General features: G+C 60.7%; 19 protein-coding genes. 4 read left to right on the top strand and 15 right to left on the bottom strand.

What is annotated here, in order from left to right:
• Window positions 1–3: 3 nt before the first annotated feature.
• Window positions 4–990, bottom strand: coding sequence for a deoxyribose-phosphate aldolase (gene deoC, locus Q1A91_RS14135; protein WP_299878536.1), 987 nt, complete (start codon window positions 988–990; stop codon window positions 4–6).
• Between the two features lie 166 nt (window positions 991–1,156).
• On the opposite strand from deoC, the gene Q1A91_RS14130 reads away from it, so the two are divergent.
• Window positions 1,157–2,668 (top strand): malonyl-CoA synthase, encoded by a 1,512-nt coding sequence (locus Q1A91_RS14130; RefSeq protein WP_299878533.1) that lies wholly within the window; start codon window positions 1,157–1,159, stop codon window positions 2,666–2,668.
• On the opposite strand, the gene ccoS is transcribed toward Q1A91_RS14130, so the two are convergent.
• From ccoS to fnrL, 9 genes are all read right to left on the bottom strand, one after another.
• Window positions 2,665–2,811 (bottom strand): cbb3-type cytochrome oxidase assembly protein CcoS, encoded by a 147-nt coding sequence (gene ccoS / locus Q1A91_RS14125; protein ID WP_299878531.1) that lies wholly within the window; start codon window positions 2,809–2,811, stop codon window positions 2,665–2,667. The two genes, Q1A91_RS14130 and ccoS, sit on opposite strands and share 4 nt — an antisense overlap.
• Complete coding sequence (locus Q1A91_RS14120; protein WP_299878528.1) at window positions 2,808–4,925, bottom strand: heavy metal translocating P-type ATPase; 2,118 nt, start codon at window positions 4,923–4,925, stop codon at window positions 2,808–2,810. Before Q1A91_RS14120 ends, ccoS begins: the two co-directional genes overlap by 4 nt.
• Window positions 4,922–5,374, bottom strand: a complete 453-nt coding sequence (locus Q1A91_RS14115; RefSeq protein ID WP_299878525.1) for a FixH family protein — start codon at window positions 5,372–5,374, stop codon at window positions 4,922–4,924. Before Q1A91_RS14115 ends, Q1A91_RS14120 begins: the two co-directional genes overlap by 4 nt.
• A complete protein-coding gene (ccoG, locus tag Q1A91_RS14110; RefSeq protein ID WP_299878522.1) occupies window positions 5,371–6,795 on the bottom strand; it encodes a cytochrome c oxidase accessory protein CcoG in 1,425 nt (474 codons plus the stop codon). Before ccoG ends, Q1A91_RS14115 begins: the two co-directional genes overlap by 4 nt.
• A gap of 179 nt (window positions 6,796–6,974) precedes the next feature.
• Window positions 6,975–7,841 (bottom strand): cytochrome-c oxidase, cbb3-type subunit III, encoded by an 867-nt coding sequence (gene ccoP, locus Q1A91_RS14105; protein WP_299878519.1) that lies wholly within the window; start codon window positions 7,839–7,841, stop codon window positions 6,975–6,977.
• On the bottom strand, window positions 7,834–8,061 hold the full coding sequence (locus tag Q1A91_RS14100; RefSeq protein ID WP_299878516.1) for a cbb3-type cytochrome c oxidase subunit 3: 228 nt from the start codon (window positions 8,059–8,061) through the stop codon (window positions 7,834–7,836). The genes ccoP and Q1A91_RS14100 overlap by 8 nt, the downstream gene beginning before the upstream one ends.
• A 12-nt stretch (window positions 8,062–8,073) precedes the next feature.
• On the bottom strand, window positions 8,074–8,799 hold the full coding sequence (gene ccoO, locus Q1A91_RS14095) for a cytochrome-c oxidase, cbb3-type subunit II (RefSeq protein ID WP_299878513.1): 726 nt from the start codon (window positions 8,797–8,799) through the stop codon (window positions 8,074–8,076).
• Between the two features lie 10 nt (window positions 8,800–8,809).
• Window positions 8,810–10,426, bottom strand: coding sequence for a cytochrome-c oxidase, cbb3-type subunit I (ccoN, locus tag Q1A91_RS14090; RefSeq protein WP_299878510.1), 1,617 nt, complete (start codon window positions 10,424–10,426; stop codon window positions 8,810–8,812).
• Window positions 10,427–10,545: 119 nt separating this feature from the next.
• Complete coding sequence (fnrL, locus tag Q1A91_RS14085) at window positions 10,546–11,277, bottom strand: transcriptional regulator FnrL (RefSeq protein ID WP_299878507.1); 732 nt, start codon at window positions 11,275–11,277, stop codon at window positions 10,546–10,548.
• 52 nt (window positions 11,278–11,329) lie between these two features.
• Between fnrL and hemN the strand changes: the two genes are divergently transcribed.
• Window positions 11,330–12,685, top strand: a complete 1,356-nt coding sequence (gene hemN, locus Q1A91_RS14080) for an oxygen-independent coproporphyrinogen III oxidase (protein WP_299878504.1) — start codon at window positions 11,330–11,332, stop codon at window positions 12,683–12,685.
• Between the two features lie 48 nt (window positions 12,686–12,733).
• Here the strand turns inward: hemN and Q1A91_RS14075 are convergent, their stop codons facing one another.
• Together Q1A91_RS14075 and Q1A91_RS14070 are read right to left on the bottom strand one after the other, a co-directional pair.
• Window positions 12,734–15,148 carry a fasciclin domain-containing protein gene (locus Q1A91_RS14075; protein WP_299878501.1) on the bottom strand — a complete coding sequence of 805 codons (2,415 nt, stop codon included), beginning with the start codon at window positions 15,146–15,148 and terminating at the stop codon, window positions 12,734–12,736.
• A 25-nt stretch (window positions 15,149–15,173) separates the two neighbouring features.
• Window positions 15,174–15,587, bottom strand: a complete 414-nt coding sequence (locus Q1A91_RS14070; protein WP_299879445.1) for a fasciclin domain-containing protein — start codon at window positions 15,585–15,587, stop codon at window positions 15,174–15,176.
• A 196-nt stretch (window positions 15,588–15,783) separates the two neighbouring features.
• Here Q1A91_RS14070 and Q1A91_RS14065 point away from each other — a divergent pair, with 196 nt between their 5' ends.
• Window positions 15,784–16,626: a DUF6502 family protein gene (locus Q1A91_RS14065; RefSeq protein WP_299878499.1), complete on the top strand. Its 843-nt coding sequence runs from the start codon at window positions 15,784–15,786 to the stop codon at window positions 16,624–16,626.
• Window positions 16,613–17,545 (top strand): DUF5666 domain-containing protein, encoded by a 933-nt coding sequence (locus Q1A91_RS14060; RefSeq protein WP_299878496.1) that lies wholly within the window; start codon window positions 16,613–16,615, stop codon window positions 17,543–17,545. The genes Q1A91_RS14065 and Q1A91_RS14060 overlap by 14 nt, the downstream gene beginning before the upstream one ends.
• 22 nt (window positions 17,546–17,567) lie before the next feature.
• Here Q1A91_RS14060 and Q1A91_RS14055 read toward each other — a convergent pair whose 3' ends face one another.
• The 3 genes from Q1A91_RS14055 to Q1A91_RS14045 are packed head-to-tail and all read right to left on the bottom strand — an operon-like array spanning window position 17,568 to window position 18,375.
• Window positions 17,568–18,050, bottom strand: a complete 483-nt coding sequence (locus Q1A91_RS14055) for a hypothetical protein (RefSeq protein WP_299878493.1) — start codon at window positions 18,048–18,050, stop codon at window positions 17,568–17,570.
• Window positions 18,047–18,211: a hemin uptake protein HemP gene (hemP, locus tag Q1A91_RS14050; protein WP_299878490.1), complete on the bottom strand. Its 165-nt coding sequence runs from the start codon at window positions 18,209–18,211 to the stop codon at window positions 18,047–18,049. Before hemP ends, Q1A91_RS14055 begins: the two co-directional genes overlap by 4 nt.
• A complete protein-coding gene (locus tag Q1A91_RS14045) occupies window positions 18,208–18,375 on the bottom strand; it encodes a hypothetical protein (RefSeq protein ID WP_299878488.1) in 168 nt (55 codons plus the stop codon). The genes hemP and Q1A91_RS14045 overlap by 4 nt, the downstream gene beginning before the upstream one ends.
• Window positions 18,376–18,445: the final 70 nt, after the last annotated feature.

Below are 18,445 nucleotides of genomic sequence, written 5' to 3'. Positions count from 1 at the left end.
GGTTTATCCAATCGGGTGGCGGTTGAGGGCGCTGTAGGCACCGTCGAGGTGGTGTTCGAGCTGGCGTTCGATGTCCGCCAGCAGGCTGGAGGCGCCGAAGCGGAACCAGTCAGGATTGAGCCATGCGTCGCCGAGTTCTTCTTTCAGCAAGGCCAGATACATCACCGCGTCCTTGGCTTTGGAGACCCCGCCGGCAGGCTTGTATCCCACCATCTGCCCGGTCAGCTGGTGGTACTGCCGGATCGCGCGCAGCATCACCAGCGTGATGGGCAGCGTCGCGTTGACGGCTTCCTTGCCGGTCGAGGTCTTGATGAAATCCGCGCCGGCCATCATGCAGATCAGACTGGCGCGGGCAACGTTGCGCAGGGTCTTGAGGTCTCCGGTCGCGAGGATCGCCTTGACGTGCGCCTCCCCGCAGGCCTCGCGGTAGGCGCGCATTTCATCGTAGAGCGCTTGCCAGTTGCCCGTCAGCACGTGTTCGCGGGTGATGACGATGTCAATCTCCTGCGCCCCATCGGCGACAGAGGCTTCGATTTCGCGGAGTTTGGTTTCCATCGGTGCAAGCCCTGCGGGAAAGCCCGTGGAGACGGCGGCAACCGGGATGCCCGTACCCTTCAGCGCTTCGACAGCGGTGGCGACATAGCGGTGATACACACAGATCGCCCCTGTGGTGATCCCCCGGTCTGCCATGCCCAGCCGTTCGAGAATATCCGCCCGGACCGGTTGCGCGGCCTTGGCGCACAGCCGCTTCACCCGCCCCGGCGTGTCGTCCCCGTTCAAGGTCGTCAGATCAATGCAGGTCACCGCCTTCAGGAGCCATGCCGCCTGCGCGTCCTTCTTCACCGATCGCCGTCCCGGCAGGGAGGCCGCGCGGCGTTCGGCGGCGGCGCGGTTCACACGGGCCGCTGCAACCAGCCCCAGATCCAGCGGCATGCCTGCGTTGCGGGCGTGTGGGGGGGCGGTGTCCTGAACTTCTCTCAGACGGGTCATGGGTCCTCCATCGCGCGGGCGGCGCGTTTGGTTAGGGGCATAGCATCCGCCAGAGGGGCGTCAAAGTAAACATGGGCGTTGCGGCGGCTATGGGACGTGTTGGGGGGACTTTACGTCAAGCGGGCTTTGGCGCAGAACTGAAAGCCAGCGACAGACAGGAAGACCGATGGCCAATCCCCTTTACGACACCCTTTATGGGTCGCACGCCGGCAAACAGGACGTGTTTTTGCATCTGCCGGATGGGCGCACCGTGACCTATGCCGCGTTTCTGGATCAGACCGCGCAAGTGGCCCATGCGCTGACCGGTATGGGGGTGCAGGCCGGGGACAGGATCGCTGTGCAGGTGGAGAAATCCGCCGAGGCGCTCGCGCTCTGCGCCGCCTGTGCGCAGGCGGGGCTGATCTTTCTGCCGCTCAACACCGCCTACACGGTGGAAGAGCTGACCTATTTCATTGAGAACTCCGGGGCAGCGCTGGTGATCTGTGATGGCGCGCGGGAGGGGGATCTGACCCCTGTGGCTGAGCGGCTTGGGGCGAAGACCGCGACGCTGAACGCGGATGGCTCTGGCAGCTTGATGGCACAGGCCGCGTCACAGCCAACCACGTTTGAAACGGTTGCCCGCAGCAAGGATGATCTGGCGGCGTTTCTCTATACCTCCGGCACCACGGGGCGGTCCAAAGGCGCGATGCTGACGCAGGAGAACTTGCTGTCCAACGCGCAGACCCTGACGCAGGAGTGGCGATTTACCGATCAGGATGTGCTGCTGCATGCCCTGCCGATATTCCACACCCACGGTCTGTTTGTAGCGATCAACATCACGTTGATGGTGGGCGGCAGCATGATCTTTCTGCCCAAGTTCGATGTGGATGCGGTGATTGCAGGTCTGCCACAGGCGACATCGATGATGGGCGTGCCGACCTTTTACACCCGGCTGCTGGATGACCCACGCTTCACGGGCGAATTGACCGCGCATATGCGGCTCTTCGTCTCCGGCTCCGCCCCGCTGTTGGCCGACACCCATGTGGCGTTTGAAGCCCGCACGGGCCACCGGATTCTGGAACGTTACGGGATGACGGAAACGAACATGAACACCTCAAACCCTTATGACGGGGATCGGCGTGCGGGCACCGTGGGACTGCCTTTGCCGGGGGTGGAGCTGAAGATCACCAACGCAGAGACCGGGGAGACGTTGCCCGATGGCGAGGTTGGCCAGATCGAGGTGCGCGGGGCGAACGTGTTTAAAGGCTATTGGCAGATGCCGGAGAAAACCGCAGCCGAACTGCGCGACGATGGGTTCTTCATCACCGGCGATCTGGGGGTGATTGATGCGGATGGCTATGTGAGCATCGTGGGGCGCAACAAGGATCTGATCATCTCAGGCGGGTACAACATTTACCCCAAGGAGGTGGAGTTGGTGCTGGACGCGCAGCCCGGTGTGCTGGAAAGCGCCGTTATCGGCGTGCCACACCCGGATTTTGGCGAAACGGTGCTGGGTATTCTGGTGGCGGAACCGGGGGCTTCGATTGATGAAGGCGCGGTGATGGCAGCTGTGAAAGACGGGCTGGCGCGTTTCAAACATCCGCGTGCGCTGATCGCGGTGGACGCGCTGCCGCGCAACACGATGGGCAAGGTGCAAAAGAACGTGCTGCGCGACGCATACGGCACGATGTTCACTTAGCGTTCGTCGTCGTCCAGCAGGATGCGCGCGGCATTGCCTTGCGCGTCATCATATTGATCTGACCGCACGGTCCACAGGAACGCCACAAGGCCGATGCCGCCCAATATCAAGGAAACCGGGATCAGGATTACAAGTACGTTCATTTCACCCTCCGCATCCGTTGGGAATTCAGCAGCACTGTAATGGACGAGATCGACATCGCCAAGGCGGCGGCCAGTGGTGTGGCGAAACCCGCCAGCGCCAGCGGGATGGAAAACAGGTTGTAGATCGTGGCGATGTTGAAGTTCTGCTTGGACAGATCGCGGGTCGCGCGGGCAACCTTCAGGACCAGTGGCAGGGCCGCGAAGTCTTCTTTCAGGATCACCACATCCGCTGCATTCCGCGAGGCTTCCAGCGCCACGGCAGGCGCGATGGAGGCATGGGCGGAGGCAAGGGCTGCGGTATCGTTAAGGCCGTCGCCAATCATCAGGACACGTTCGCCCTGGGCGGCCAGCGCGTCGAGGCGGGCGAGTTTGTCTTCGGGGCGGGCCTGTGCCGTGACAGGCAGCGCGAGTTGTTTGGCCAGCGCTTGGGCGGGGCCTTCGCTGTCCCCGGTCAGGACTTCGCACGGCAAGTCGATCTGGGCGAGCGCGTCGGCCACACCATCGCGCAGGGTTTCGGGGGCTTCGATCTGGTGGGCCGTGTCGGTGCCGATGCGCAGGCCGAGGCCGTCGAATGAAGCCTCCAGCCAGTGACCACGGCCCAGACGCACGGGCGTGTCCCCCCACATGCCTTCGACGCCCTGCCCGGCCACTTCGCGAATATCGCTGAGGGGCGCGACAGTGGTGTCGGTCAGCTGTTCCAGCAGCGCACGCGACAGCGGGTGGTGGGAGGCTTGGGCCAGCGCCTTGGCCACCCCGCGTTCGCCTGCGGTCATCGCCTCGGGCACCATGGCGGCGGGGCGGGTCAGCGTGCCGGTTTTGTCGAGGACCACATGCGTGACTTCCGCAAGCCGTTCCAGCGCGCTGGCGTGTTTGACAAGGAACCCTTCGGAGAAAAGGCGGCTGATCGCGGCGGTGGACACCGCAGGTACGGCAAGGCCCAGTGCGCAGGGGCATGTGATGATCAGCACGGCGATGGCCACGTTGATCGCATGGCGCAGGTCGCCGTCAATGAACATCCACATCACGAAGGCGAAGAGCGCCAGCAGATGCACGGCCGGCGCATAGAATTGCGCGGCCTTGTCGGCCATGCGGGTATAGCTGTTGCGGCTGTTTTCGGCGGTTTCCACGAGGGCCGCGATGCGGCGCAGGGTGGTGTCTTCGCCAACCGCGGTGGCTTCAAGTGTGAAGGGCGCGGCGAGGTTGATTTCACCGGCTTGCAGCAGATCGCCTGCGGCCACGGGCACGGCGGCACTTTCCCCGGTGAGGAAGGAGCGGTCCATCAACCCTTTGCCGGAGGTCAATGTGCCGTCCACGGGGACACGTGCACCCGATGGCACCAGGACCCTGTCACCGACGGCAAGGTTGGAAACGGGGGTCGTTTCGGTGCCATTGTCGGTGACCTTTTCGGCGGTATGCACCTCAAGCGCGGTCAGTTCCTTCGCGGCGGAGCGCGCGGCACTGCGGGTTTGATGGTCCATGTAGCGACCGATCAGCAGGAAGAAGGTCAGCGCGACGGCGGCGTCAAAATAGGCGTGTTCGCCGCTGTTGAGCGTTTCAAACAGCGACATGCCCGCCGCCAGCGCAATCGCGAGCGAGATTGGCACATCCATGTTCAGCCGCCCGACCTGCAAGGCAGACCAGGCGTTCTTGTAGAACGGCTGCCCCGCATAGGCGACGACCGGCAGGGTGATCAGCGCGGATATCAGGTGGAACAGGTCGCGGGTTGCGTCCTCTGCCCCGGACCAGACAGCCACGGAGAGCAGCATGACGTTCATCATTGCAAAGCCTGCAACCGCCATGCGGGTCAGCAACTTGCGGCCTTCGTCGTCGCGGGTGTTGGTGAGGGCTGCCATGTCCAGCGGGTAGGCCTCAAACCCCAGATCGGTCAGGGCAGCCTGCACACGGGTTGCGTCAACGTGCCCTTCAACCGACAGGCGTTTGAGCGACAGGTTCACACGGACGTGTCCGATCCCCGGCATGCGCGCAAGGCCGCGTTCGATCTTGCTGATGCAGGCGGCGCAATGGATCGTCGGCAGGGAGAACTGCAACGCAGGGGCGCTGACCACATCCTCAACCGGGGGCATTGCAGCACAGGCAGGACAGGCGGCTGTCATGACCCGTTGCCGACAATCACACGCTGCTGGAACAGGGTGCCATCCGCACTGCGCGCCTTGAGCCGCAGGTTCCAGTTGCCATCAGGCGCGCTGACTTCGGCCACCAGCGCCGAGCCGTCAAAAGTGAACGCAGGGGTCTGATCCTGTGCAACGCTGGTTGCGCGGCCGAAGGTGGCGCTTTCGATCCGGGGCGAAATAGCGGTGCCGTTTTCAAGGATCACCAGACGCAGCTCGTTGTTCTCAACCGTGGCTGACACGTCCCAGCCCAGCGCCAGTTGTGCGGCCCGGTCTTTGTCGAATGCCTGACTTGCGACGTAGGAGTTTTTTACCTCAAGGCCGGGAAAGGTTTTCACGGCGTTGAAGGCCAGCGTCAGGTTCACCGCGATGATGATGCTGAAGGCTGCGGCGAAACCGGCAAAGACATGCCATCCTTTGATTTCAGTAATCATTCGCTTTTCCCATTGAAAGAGGTGTCGCGGCTGGCGCGTTCACCGGTTGCAATATCTTCGACCCACAGGCGCAGATCGACACTGTCCATGGATGCGGCTGGGTCCTGGGGCCGTGCGGTGACATAGACCCGTTGCAGCACGGTCCGGTCGGCGGGCACATCGACGACCAGTTGGCCCTGTTGCCCTTCCAGCTCAATGCGCAGCACTTCGTCACTGGTCAGGCTGAGGTGGAATTCGCGCGCTTCTCCGGTCTTGTTGCGCAGGCGCACGTCATAAATGTTCCGGATGGAGCCATCCGACTGCATCACGAAAGTCGGATTGCGCTCCGGGCTGACAGTCAGTTCGATGTCGGTGCGGATAAACAGGGCATAGACCAGCCCGAGCCCGATCAGGGACCACATCGCGGTATAAAGGATCGTGCGCGGCCGCAGAACGTGGCGCCAGATCGGTTTGGCAGGCGCCCCCGCCGCTTCCGCAGGCTCATCCGCCAGCGACAGGTAGTCCACCAAACCGCGTGGCTTGCCGATCTTGGCCATGATGTCATCACAGGCGTCGATGCACAGACCACAGGTGATACATTCCATCTGCTGGCCGTCGCGGATGTCGATGCCCATGGGACAGACGTTCACGCAGGCCATGCAGTCGATGCAATCGCCCATCGGCTCACCGGTTTTGACGGCTTCGGAATGTTTGCGCGGCTCTCCGCGCCAGCCGCGGTAGCCGATGGTGATCGTGTCGACATCGACCATGGCGGCCTGAATGCGGGGCCAGGGACACATGTAGATGCAGACCTGTTCGCGCATGAAGCCGCCAAAGACAAAGGTGGTCAGTGTCAGGATGGCGATGGTGATATAGGCCACCGGATGCGCAGAGAGCGTGACCAGATTGGTCAGCAATGTCGGGGCATCGGCAAAATAGAACACCCAGGCCCCGCCGGTTGCGAGGCCGATCAGCAGCCAGACCGCCCATTTAGTGACCCGAAGCCGCCATTTGCGGATATCCCATTTGCCCCGGTGCAGACGCAGGCGCGCGTTGCGGTCGCCTTCGATCCAGCGTTCCACCAGAATGAAAAGATCGGTCCAGACGGTCTGCGGGCAGGCATAGCCACACCAGACCCGGCCAAGGGCGGAGGTAAACAGGAACAACCCCAGCCCCGCCATGATCAACAGGCCCGCGACGAAGTAGAACTCGTGGGGCCAGATCTCGATCCAGAAGAAATAGAAACGGCGGCTGGCAATATCGACCAACACGGCCTGATCGGGCAGGTTCGGGCCACGGTCCCATCTGATCCAGGGGGTCAGATAGTAGATGCCAAGCGTGAAGATCATGATCCCCCACTTGAACCGCCGGAAGAAGCCGGTGACCCGGCGTGGGAAGATCGGCTCACGCGCCGCATAAAGGGAGGGAGGAGTTGTTGTCATATCTGGTTTCCTGTTCGCATCCCCGGTCTAGAGCGCGGGTCGAATCGTGGCCTTGATCTGGATCAAAAAGCCCCTCGAAACAGCAGCGTTGTGCGAACAGGGCCGTTTCGAGGGACGGCCGCGCGCGCCAGGCGCGCGGCCTCAGGACCGGTTAAGTTGTCAACCCGGTCCAAAGCTGTCTACTCGCCTCCTCCCAGGCTGTGGACGTAGACAGAAACAGCGCGGACGTCTTCGTCCGACAGGCGCTGGCCCCAAGCGGGCATCACGCCATAGCGTGAGTAGCGCACGGTTTCCTCAAGCGTGGCGCGGTCCCCTCCATAGAGCCAGATGGCATCTGCGAGGTTCGGCGCGCCCTGCTCATAATCACCCAGTGCAGTGTCGCCATGGCAGGCCGCGCAATTGTCGGCATAGATTTCCGCCCCCTGCCCTGCCAGCCCTGCGTCATGCTCGGTCGAGGACAGGCTGACGACGTATTCGACAACCGCGACGATTTCCTCGTCCTCAAGGATTTCGCCAAAGGCGGGCATTTCGGAATACCGCGCGTCATCGTCCGTTTCGTTGCGGACGCCATGGGCAATCGTCAGCGAGATGTTCTCGATGTCGCCGCCCCAGAGCCAGTCATTGTCCAGCAGGTTGGGATAGCCCTTGGCTCCCGCCGCGCCAGAGCCGTGGCACTGGCTGCACTGGGCGCTGAACACAGACCGTCCCCGTGCCACCGCGTAGCGATGAAGGTCATCACCCGGTGCCAGTGTGGGCAAATCGGCGCTGTTCAAAGACGCAACCAGCGTTGCGTTTTCTGCTTCGTGCTCAGCTATTTGGGTCGCGACTTCGCCGCGGGTCGAATAGCCCATCACACCCGCCGTTGCGCCGGAAATCAGCGGCCAGGCCGGGAAGGCAATGGTATAGCCGATCCCCCAGACAATCGTGGCATAGAACGTCCACAGCCACCACCGCGGCAGGGGATTGTTCAACTCTCTGATACCGTCCCAGGTGTGGCCTGTGGTCTCAACACCGGTTGCTTCGTCAATTTGGTTTTCATCAGACATCAGACTGCCCTTTCAACTTCGGCGACAGGCTGTCGCTGCCTTGGGGTCCTGCGGATGCGGCAGGGCCTTGTTCGTTACGAAACGGGATCATGCTGGCATCTTCGCGGGCCTTGCGCTGACTGGGCAGGAACGCCCAGACCGCAGTGCCCAGAAAGAACACGAACATGGCCAGAAGAACCCAACTGTCTGCGATTTCGCGCAGGAGTGAATATGTTTCCATGTCAGGGCCCTCCTATCGGCTTGCATCAGGGGTGAAGGTGTCAAAGTCGACCATCGTCCCCAGGATTTGCAGATAGGCGATCAGCGCATCCATCTCGGTCAACTCTGGCTGACCATCGAAGTTGGACACAACGGCGCCGGGATACCGCTCTACCAGACCGTCCCAATCGCCATCAGGGTCGCCCTGAACCTTGAAGTCGGCGCTGGCAGAGGTGATCTGCTCATCCGTGTAGGGCACGCCGACGAAACGGTGCGTCTTCAGCAGCGCTTCGATATGCTCTCCGTCGATGGGTGTATCGGCGAGGAAGGCATACTTGGGCATGATGCTTTCGGGCACAACGGACTGCGGATCCATCAGGTGGTCCACGTGCCATGCGTCCGAATAGCGTCCACCGACCCGCGCCAGATCAGGCCCGGTGCGTTTGGAGCCCCATTGGTGCGGGTGGTCGTACATCGACTCCGCCGCCAGTGAGTAGTGGCCATAGCGCTCCACCTCGTCCCGCATGGGGCGGATCATCTGGGAGTGACAGACATAGCAGCCCTCCCGGATGTAGATGTCGCGCCCGGCCAGTTCCAGCGGGGCGTAGGGGCGCACGCCCTCCACTTCCTCGATGGTGTTCTCCAGCCAGAAGAGCGGCGCGATTTCCACCAATCCCCCTACGGTCACAACCAGAAGGGACGATACCAGAAGGAGCGTCGGGCTCTTTTCAAGGATGGCGTGTTTATCAAGAATTGCCATTGGTCAGATCCTATTCTGCAGGTGTTGCGGCTGCGCTGGCACGGGGAAGTGCCGCGTTTGCAGGGGTGGCACCGCGGATGGTCATGAACATGTTCCAGACCATCACCAGGGCACCAGAGAGGAACAGAACCCCACCCAGACCGCGTACGATGTACATCGGGAACTTGGCACTGACGGTGTCAGCGAAGGAGTTCACCAGGAAGCCCTGATCATCCACTTCACGCCACATCAGGCCTTCCATGATCCCGGTCACCCACATGGACGCCGCGTAAAGGACGATGCCAAGCGTGGCGAGCCAGAAGTGCCAGTTGATCGCGGACATCGAATACATTTCCTTCCGGCCCCAGAGTTTGGGTGTGAGGAAGTAGATGCAGGCAAAGGTGATCATGCCGTTCCAGCCAAGGGCGCCGGAGTGTACGTGCCCAATGGTCCAGTCGGTGTAGTGCGACAGGGAGTTCACGGCGCGGATCGACATCATCGGTCCCTCGAACGTGGACATGCCGTAAAAACCGAGCGACAGGACAAACATCCGCATGATCGGATCGGTGCGCAACTTGTCCCAGGCGCCTTGCAGCGTCATCAGACCGTTGATCATACCGCCCCAGCTGGGCATCCACAGCACGATGGAGAACACCATGCCAAGCGTGGACGCCCAGTCAGGGAGAGCGGTGTAATGAAGGTGGTGCGGACCAGCCCAGATATACAGGAAGATCAGCGCCCAGAAGTGAATGATCGACAGTTTGTAGCTGTAGACAGGACGTTCGGCCTGCTTGGGCACGAAGTAGTACATCATGCCAAGGAAACCCGCTGTCAGGAAGAAGCCCACGGCGTTGTGGCCGTACCACCACTGCGTCATCGCATCCTGCACGCCGGAGAAGACCTGCACGGATTTGCTGCCCAGAAGGCTGACGGGGATGGAGATGTTGTTGACCACATGGAGCATCGCCACGGTGATGATGAAGCTCAGGAAGAACCAGTTGGCGACGTAGATGTGCTTTTCTTTGCGCTTGAAGATCGTGCCCAGAAAGACCGCCAGATAGGCAAGCCAGACAATGGTGAGCCAGATATCAATGTACCACTCGGGTTCGGCGTATTCCTTGGACTGTGTCCCGCCCAGCAGATAACCGGTCGCGGCCAGCACGATAAAGAGCTGATAGCCCCAGAACACAAACCAGGCCGTCTTGCCGCCCCAAAGGCGGACACCGCTGGTGCGTTGAACCACATAAAGTGAGGTTGCGATCAGGGCGTTGCCCCCGAATGCGAAAATCACCGCAGATGTATGCAGTGGGCGCAGTCGGCCAAAGTTGGTGAAAGGCTGCCCCCAATCGAAATTGAGTGCCGGGAAAGCAAGTTGGAAGGCGATGAAGGTGCCCACCAGAAATCCTGCAATGCCCCAGAAAGCCGTTGCGATCACCCCGGCGCGGATGACGCCGTCGGAATAGATGCCATCAGGTTCCGCAGGTCCAGCGGGCTCATCGGTGTGCCGCAGCACATAGATGAACATGCCAACGGCAATCGCCATAATCAGAAAGGCGTGTACCTGATACGCCAAATCGTGGCCCCAACTGCTGGCGATCGCCGCCAACACCGCAATGGCGCCCAATAGTACAAGTTTTACATAGTCCATGTTGTTCCTCGCAGTCAAAAAGAGCACCCGAGGACGCTCCTGTTCGCGAGGTTGTTTTAGGAAGCTGTAAAAATCTGCACTTTGATCTGAATCAAGAACATCATCATTTCAGCCGGGTGTCAGGACAAAACACCACCATCTGCGTCGTCACCGGTCGCTTCGTTCAGGGCGATGATATCCTTGACCTCGAACTGATGGCGGTTCTTGAAGTCAATAATGCCCTCTTTTTTCAGGGCGTTGAATTGACGGCTTACCGTCTCCAGCGTGAGCCCAAGATAATTTGCAATCTGGTCGCGGGTCATCGGCAATTCGGATTGCGCGGTCAGGTTGGATGTATTGCTGCGCCCGCGCCGGGCCAGCATTTCGATGAAGGTCGCGATCTTTTCACGGGCGGTTTTCCGGCCCAGCAAAAGCATCCAGTCGCGCGCCGCGTCCAGTTCATCAAGCGCCAGTTCCATCAGACGCTGCGCGACATGCGGGGTCTCGTCAACCAGGCGCTCAAACGGCACGCGGTCAAAGCAGCACAGCGTCACATCGGAGGTTGCAGTCACGTCAAATTCGATCTGCTTGCGTCCCGGCCTGCCAATGAAATCGGACGGCAGCAAAAGGCCCACCATCTGCGTGCGCCCGTCTTCAAGGGTCTTGGAAAGGGAGGCGACGCCCTGCACCATGGATGCAACGAACTCCAGCGGTTCCCCCCGCCAGAGAATCACATCCCCCGCTTTGAACGAGCGGTAGGACTTCATGCCTTCAAGAATCTCCAGTTCATCCTGATCGCACCGGGCACAGACGGCACGGTGACGGATAGGGCAATCGCCGCACTTTACGGCATCAATTTTCAAATTCGGCATTTAGTTGATCTGAATCAAAGTTGTTGGTTACGCGTTAAGGTTAAACGGCATCATGGAAAAGATCGACTCCCTTCGACACCATGGACTCTTTGACGCAAGGGTTCCCCGGTATACGAGCTATCCGCCAGCCAATCACTTTGAGCAGGGCATCGGCACCCGGCACCAGACAGAATGGCTCAAGGCGGTTCCCGATGGCAGTGAGGTTTCCGTCTATATTCATATCCCCTTTTGCAAACGGTTGTGCTGGTTCTGTGCCTGCCGAACGCAAGGGACCAAGACCATGCGCCCGGTGGATGCCTACGTGGATATCCTGCGTCAGGAAATTGAAACCGTGCGCGAAAACGTGCCGGCAGATGTGCGTATGGCACGGCTTCATCTGGGGGGCGGGACACCGACCATCCTGAGCCCGGAGACCATGACCCTGCTGCTGGAGACGGTGTTTGCCGCCTTTGAGCGGGCGGAGGAATTCGAATTCTCTGTTGAGATTGATCCGACCGAGGCATCAGATGCGTTGCTGGATACCCTGATCATCTTTGGAATGAACCGCGCGTCCATCGGGGTGCAGGATTTTGCCCCCAGGGTGCAGGACGCCATCGGGCGGCTGCAATCGCTTGAACAGACCCAGCATGTGATCGGCTTCCTGCGGGAGCGGCATGTTCGCAGCCTGAACCTTGATCTGCTTTATGGTCTGCCGCACCAGACACCGGAGAGTTTTGCGCAGACCCTGTCCCATGTTGCCAAGATGGCGCCGGACAGGCTCGCCATTTACGGCTATGCGCATGTGCCTTGGATGTCCAAACGACAGGTGATGATCAAGCAGGACGACCTGCCAGATGCCGAAGCGCGCTTTCATCTGGCCGAAATGGCTCAGGAAGTCTTCTTGAGAGAAGGCTACAACGCCATCGGTATTGACCACTTTGCGCTGCCGACAGACAGTCTTTCGGACGCGGCCGAGCGCGGACGTCTGCGCCGGAATTTTCAGGGCTACACCGATGACCAGAGCGAAACGCTGATCGGGTTCGGTGCCTCTGCGATCTCCCGGTTCCAGCAGGGGTATCTTCAGAACGCAACGGCCACCTCCGCCTATCAGGACCGCATCAACACCAGCGGGTTTTCAGGCCACAAGGGTTACCGGATGGAGATGCAGGATCAAATGATCGCGCAGGCGGTCGAGGATCTGATGTGCCGGTTTGTTTATAGCGAACAAGCGCTCAGCGCTGCTTACCCGGACTTTGCAGATGTCATTCGCCAGACAACCGTGCGGTTGATGGCCAGATTTCCGGATGTTTTCTACATCAGTGAAGGCGGGTTGGAGATGCGCGAAGCTGCCCATCCGCTTGTACGGGTTATCGCAAGCTTCATTGACCAGTTTGCCAGCAAGGACGTGGCGCACTCCGCTGCGATCTAGGGACAGGATGTCGGCGGAGGTTCCCGCCGACATCCTTTTTCTTGGCCATCAGAAGATGAAGTCTTCTTCGGTCAGGTTCAGCGTGCGGCTGTCGATCACAATGGACTGGTCTTCACCCAGGTCAAGCGTGGCTGTGCCATCTTCATTCATGATCATCGGGGCAAGGGCATCATAGCTGTCAAACCCGGTGCCGGAGAGGTCGATCTTGTCGATCCCTGTCTGGAACCCGAGGAATACGTCATTGCCATCGCCGGTGTTAAAGACAAAGACGTCCGCACCGCGCCCCCCAACGAGGAAGTCGTCCCCGGCACCGCCGACCAGAAGGTCTTCGCCGCGGCCCCCACGGATCACATCCGTGCCGTCGCCGCCCACGCCAACATCATTGCCGATGCCAAGGATGATCACGTCATCCCCACCGTTACCATCCACGAAATCGTTGTCACGCCCGGTGAAGAAAACGTTCCGTTTCTCGCCACCGATCTTGAAGTCGACGCCGTTGGAGCCGTCCGACACAAGCAGGTCAGCAGGCAACAGCACACCGTCCAGCACATGCGCAACGCCGTTGGAGGCAAAGAGGTTGGTCGCGATCAGATTGGGGTTCCCCACATCCGGATCCGCATCCACCAGGCTTGCGCCATCCACGGTCAATGTCCCGCCCTGCAACGTGGCGATACCGTCAGAGCTCAGGACCGCATCAGCGTCCAGCGCTTCGGGCGCGACATGGTATGTCAGCACAGTGGTCAACAGCGGGATCGGATCGCCGCCGCCACTGAGCAGTGACAGGGATTCCACCAGATAGTTGAACGCGGCCTGTTCGCCGTGGCCCTGAAAGCCCAAAGTTGCTGCCAGACCTTTAAACGCAGCATCGTTGGGGGCAAAGACCGTCAGATCAGCTTCTGGATCGTCCAGCGCGCCGACAAGACCGGCGGCCTGAACAGCGTTCAGAAGAATGTCAAAGTCCTCTCCGTTCTTGTCGAACACGCCTTCACTTGCGCCCACCAAACCGGCCAGCGTTGGCAGTTCAGGTTCGTTGCCGGGAACATCCAGCGGCAGCAGCACCCGGTCGATGCCCTGTATGGTCCCGTTGGAAGCAGGCACGTCCGGCACAACGATGTTCGGGTTGTCGATGTCGGGTTCATTGTCGATCAGTTCCGTGCCCTCGGAGCCGAATGTTGCGCCTTCGAGGAAGGTGGAAACCGCGTCTGCCGCATCGACTTCGGCGGCCGTTTTCGCCCCTGCCGAGACGTGATAGAGCAGGATATCCGTGAGCAGCGGGATCGGGTCGCCATCGGGCGCCAGACCAGCCAGCGCATCGGCGATAAAGCCAAAGACCGCGTCTTCGTCCGACGTGTCACCATCAAAGCCCAGATCAGTCGCCAATTGCGTAAACGCCGCATCTGTGGGCGCAAAGACCGTGATGTCATTCAGGTTTTGCACCGTTTCAACCAACCCGGCAGCGCCCAGCGCTTTGACCAGAATGTTGAAATCATCCGACCCGCCTGCGATGTCCACGATGTTGGGCAGCGGCGTGTTGCCGGGAATATCCAGTGGCAAGAGCACCCGGTCGATGCCCTGAATGGTCCCGTTGGAGGCAGGCACGTCCGGGACAACGATGTTCGGGTTGTCGATGTCGGGTTCATTGTCGATCAGTTCCGTACCCTCGGAGCCGAAGGTCGCGCCTTCGAGGAAAGTGGAAACCGCGTCTGCCGCATCGACTTCAGCCGCCGTTTTCGCCCCTGCCGAGACGTGATAGAGCAGGATATCCGTGAGCAGCGGAATAGGGTCGCCATCGGGCGCCAGCCCCGCCAGCGCATCGGCGATGAAGCCAAAGACCGCGTCTTCGTCCGACGTGTCACCATCAAAGCCCAGATCGGTCGCCAATTGCGTAAACGCCGCATCTGTGGGCGCGAAGACCGTGATGTCATTCAGGTTCTGAACCGTTTCAACCAACCCGGCAGCGCTCAGCGCTTTGACCAGAATGTTGAAGTCATCCGAACCACCTGCGATGTCTACGATGTTGGGCAGCGCGGCCGCACCTGCGGACAAATCTGCGTATTCCAGCCCGGACCCCGAAACGTTCACGCGACCTCCAACGGTCAGCATCACGCCTGCCGGGGGCACCTCACCCAGAAACGTGAAGCTGTCTGGCCGTTCGCCCGGCTGTTCCAGCTCAACCAGGCGATAGGTTTTGCCGTCATCGCCGGAGACATGCCAGACCTGCTCTGCATAGAGCCGCCCGCCGGTGCCGACGTCGACACCATCGCGCAAAAGCGTCGCGGTCTGCTGTGTATGGTCATCGCCCCGTTCGTTGAAGTGCGCGTCCCCTGACAAGTGGCTGTCATCATCGGTGACGTTGATTTCCAGCGTCGCGCCCGCTGGCATGGTGAAGGTCGCATGGGAGAAGATGCCATGCGGGCCAAAAAGATCGGAGGCTTCGAAGCCAGAGAAAGTGAAAAATGACATGAGATCATCCTACTCTTTGAGGGAATTACGGAAGAAGAACGCTGTCGATCACGTGGATCACACCGTTTGATGCGGGAATGTCGGCCTGAATGACGGTGGCGTTTTCAACTTTCACGCCGTTGCGCCCATCGACATGGACGGCCTTGCCATTCACGGTTGTCGGGCTCAGACGTTTGCCTGCGATATCGGCCGCCATCACTTTGCCGGGCAGCACGTGGTAGGTCAGGATCGCGGTCAGCTGATCCTTGTTCTCGGGCTTCAACAACGTCTCGACGGTGCCAGCGGGAAGGGCCGCAAAGGCCGCATCGGTTGGGGCGAAGACGGTGAAAGGTCCGTCGCTTTGCAGGGTGCTCACCAGATCGGCTGCCGATACGGCAGCGACAAGTGTTTCAAAAGTGCCTGCGGACTGGGCGACCTCGACAATATCAGGCTCCCCCATGGTTTCGGCACAGCCCGCAAGGGCGAGCGTGGCAGCAAGAGCGGCAGCTTTGGCGACGTTGGACAGTTTCATTTCTGGACCTCCTTGAAGTTCTTGTGTGCAAAATACACACGGTATTCGCTTCAAATTGTCTCATGGATCCGTTTTGGCAAGTTTTTTGTGGAATTTTTTCACACACGGCGTCATCTTGCCTGTCATGGCAGTGCAAGATCCCTTCTCCAAATCCAGTTTGTTCGAACAGGCTGTGCGGCGGCTCGTCCGTCCGTTGGTGCGTGCGTTGATCGCGCAGGGCGTGACGGCACCCGCCCTCTACCGCATTGTAAAACAAACATATGTTCAGGTTGCCGAAGAAGAACTGAAGGACAGCGCCACGGACAGCCGGATCTCTGTCATGACGGGTGTGCACCGCCGGGACGTGAAGGAATTCCGCTCTCTCAGCAGGGGTGAGGACAAGGCGGTTGGACAGAAAGTCAGTATTCTGGCGACGGTTGTCGGGCGCTGGTTGTCTGACAAATCCTTCGTGGATGCGGACGAAAACCCCGCCCCCCTGCCCCGTACGGCAGCCGAAGGGGCGAGTTTTGACGCCCTCGTCCAGTCGGTCAGCCGCGATATCCGCCCGCGCACGGTGCTGGACGAATTGGAACGCCAGAAGATCGTTGCCGTGGAAGACAACATGGTCACGCTCTTGCTGGAAGGGTTGTTCGGTTCAGCTGACATGGATCAGAAGCTGCATTTCTTTGCCCACAACGTCGGCGATCACATGCAGGCGGCGGTAGAGAACCTCATCTCCGAAGGGGCGCCGCATTTCGAGCGGGCCGTTTTTTACAACTACCTTTCGGAAGCCTCGGTGGCGGAGATCGAAACAGAAGCCCGCAGGTTGAGCATGGATGCTCTCCAGAAGGTGAACGCACTTGCCTCAGCGCGGCAGGATGCCGACAAGGAAGATGCTGCCGCACGACACAGATTCAGGTTCGGCCACTTCTTTTTCAAGCAAGATGAGACGGGTCAAGCACAAGGGATCCACGATGAAGACGCCTAAATTCTCCCGCCGCCTCTTTTTGGGACTGGGTGCTGCCGCTCTTGTCGTGCCCCATATGGGTCTGGCGCAGACCGCACGCCCCGATGCGGAAGGCGGTATCGGAGGAACGGGTATCGTGGGGCTTCTGACCGATTTCGGCAGCCTGATCGTCGCAGGCAACTATGTGCGGACCGATGCCGCGACCCGGTACATTGATGGGTTTGGCGCATTGCGCAAAGGGGATTTGAAGGTTGGGGACAGCCTGACGGTCGAAGCCGCAGGCCCGGCAAACGGGCTGGTTGCCAGACGTGTGCATGTCACACATCCGCTGGTTGGCACCATCACGCAGGTGTCCGGAGGCGGCAGGCAGATCACGGTCAACGGTGTTGACGTCCGTCTGGACGGGCGGCTCAGCGGGTTCGGCATTGGCGACCGCGTGGCGGTTTCGGGTGTGTGGCGGGGCCGGGTTGTGCAGGCCAGCCGCTTGGCACCTGCCCGTGCGGCCCGCGATCTGGTGGCCGGAGATGTGACACGAAGTGGCGGCAGCGCCCGCGTTGGCGCCGTTCCCGTGCGCGGTCCCGGCACCGGCAGCCCCGCAAGCGGTTCTTTTGCCAGTGTTGTCGGACAATTTGATCCGCAAACAGGCGTGTTGCGCGCACGCCGCGTCGAAACACAGCGGTTCACAGGGGCTGCCGGACCTTTGGTGCGGTTGAGCGTGGAAGGGTATCTTGACCCCACCTCCAACGCGCCCGGCTACAGGCTGGCGGGGTTGGGGCACAGCTTTGAACGCAACCTCAAGCTGGACAGCTTCGCGGGATCGCGGGTCTTGCTGAATGGCGACTATACCGGGCGTTTTGCAGCGCGGAGAGCTGTGGTCCTGCCCGAAGGGTTCGGCGCGCAGCGTCGTGTGCTGCGCCGCATCTCGGACCAGTCACGGTGACGACGCGGCGCGTTTGGCGTGCTTAATGCAAGGTGTGGAATTCGGTTTGCCGCGGCTGGTTTACAGCCCGCGGTGTCCGCAGCCGCATGCGTTTCAGCGCAAGCCCCACGTCGATCGCCAGAGCCACAAGGACAGGCGCCATGTCCACCCGCACAAGCAGCGTTGCCATCAGCATTGCATCGTCCCGCTCCCCTTCTGCCGCGGTGGCGATGAAATGGGCAAAGCAGGCTTCGTCTGCGCCAAGGCATGTGCACCCGATGCCATGACGCATCAAAGGCCGGCGTCCGTGGGTGGCACAAAGGGTGCAGAGATCCTCAAAAGCGTGCATCGCGCGCGCGCCCTGATCCACGCCGAGCATCGATGAAAACGCGCACTGCATATGGGCCTGTGCGTCTCCCCCGTCACTCCACAGCCGCAGATAGATGACACTGGCCGCTTCAAGCGCGTCCAGCTCTGCCAGATGGCCGATGGGCGCGGCACCACGTTTGTCCGGGGCCGCTGTCATTTTGTGAGGATCAGTTTGCCCGCACGGGTAATGCGCAGCGTGTAGACCTGCTCTCCGAGGACGATCTGGGCCAGATCGCCGTGTTCGGTCAGATCCCTGGCCGCATAGGTGGGCAGCGTTTTGGCCGTGGTCTGTTTGGGCGGTGTCGCGTGATAGGTCATTGGCCACGCCCCACGGGGGGCTGCACACGGTCCAGCATGCGTTCAAGGCTGAAATCTGCACAGGGGGAAAGCTCGGCGAATGCGGTGATCAGGTCGACACGGTTCACTTTCTGGGGCTCGGACGGGCTGCGTGCACCCTGCCCGATCAAATCGCTCTGGCTCATTCTCAACATCCTCGCATCTGTTGGGGTCGGGCTGGCCCAGTGCGTGCATGGGGTTGGCTTGACGATGATT

It is taken from the genome of uncultured Sulfitobacter sp., assembly GCF_947500075.1.
GTDB lineage: Bacteria > Pseudomonadota > Alphaproteobacteria > Rhodobacterales > Rhodobacteraceae > Sulfitobacter.
This window is presented reverse-complemented; position numbering and strand designations above follow the sequence as displayed.

Bases quoted from the DNA above. Each gene is read 5' to 3' on its own strand.
- deoC (WP_299878536.1), bottom strand. From the start codon at position 990: ATGACCCGTCTGAGAGAAGTTCAGGACACCGCCCCCCCACACGCCCGC.
- Q1A91_RS14130 (WP_299878533.1), top strand. From the start codon at position 1,157: ATGGCCAATCCCCTTTACGACACCCTTTATGGGTCGCACGCCGGCAAA.
- ccoS (WP_299878531.1), bottom strand. From the start codon at position 2,811: ATGAACGTACTTGTAATCCTGATCCCGGTTTCCTTGATATTGGGCGGC.
- Q1A91_RS14120 (WP_299878528.1), bottom strand. From the start codon at position 4,925: ATGACAGCCGCCTGTCCTGCCTGTGCTGCAATGCCCCCGGTTGAGGAT.
- Q1A91_RS14115 (WP_299878525.1), bottom strand. From the start codon at position 5,374: ATGATTACTGAAATCAAAGGATGGCATGTCTTTGCCGGTTTCGCCGCA.
- ccoG (WP_299878522.1), bottom strand. From the start codon at position 6,795: ATGACAACAACTCCTCCCTCCCTTTATGCGGCGCGTGAGCCGATCTTC.
- ccoP (WP_299878519.1), bottom strand. From the start codon at position 7,841: ATGTCTGATGAAAACCAAATTGACGAAGCAACCGGTGTTGAGACCACA.
- Q1A91_RS14100 (WP_299878516.1), bottom strand. From the start codon at position 8,061: ATGGAAACATATTCACTCCTGCGCGAAATCGCAGACAGTTGGGTTCTT.
- ccoO (WP_299878513.1), bottom strand. From the start codon at position 8,799: ATGGCAATTCTTGATAAACACGCCATCCTTGAAAAGAGCCCGACGCTC.
- ccoN (WP_299878510.1), bottom strand. From the start codon at position 10,426: ATGGACTATGTAAAACTTGTACTATTGGGCGCCATTGCGGTGTTGGCG.
- fnrL (WP_299878507.1), bottom strand. From the start codon at position 11,277: ATGCCGAATTTGAAAATTGATGCCGTAAAGTGCGGCGATTGCCCTATC.
- hemN (WP_299878504.1), top strand. From the start codon at position 11,330: ATGGAAAAGATCGACTCCCTTCGACACCATGGACTCTTTGACGCAAGG.
- Q1A91_RS14075 (WP_299878501.1), bottom strand. From the start codon at position 15,148: ATGTCATTTTTCACTTTCTCTGGCTTCGAAGCCTCCGATCTTTTTGGC.
- Q1A91_RS14070 (WP_299879445.1), bottom strand. From the start codon at position 15,587: ATGGGGGAGCCTGATATTGTCGAGGTCGCCCAGTCCGCAGGCACTTTT.
- Q1A91_RS14065 (WP_299878499.1), top strand. From the start codon at position 15,784: ATGGCAGTGCAAGATCCCTTCTCCAAATCCAGTTTGTTCGAACAGGCT.
- Q1A91_RS14060 (WP_299878496.1), top strand. From the start codon at position 16,613: ATGAAGACGCCTAAATTCTCCCGCCGCCTCTTTTTGGGACTGGGTGCT.
- Q1A91_RS14055 (WP_299878493.1), bottom strand. From the start codon at position 18,050: ATGACAGCGGCCCCGGACAAACGTGGTGCCGCGCCCATCGGCCATCTG.
- hemP (WP_299878490.1), bottom strand. From the start codon at position 18,211: ATGACCTATCACGCGACACCGCCCAAACAGACCACGGCCAAAACGCTG.
- Q1A91_RS14045 (WP_299878488.1), bottom strand. From the start codon at position 18,375: ATGAGCCAGAGCGATTTGATCGGGCAGGGTGCACGCAGCCCGTCCGAG.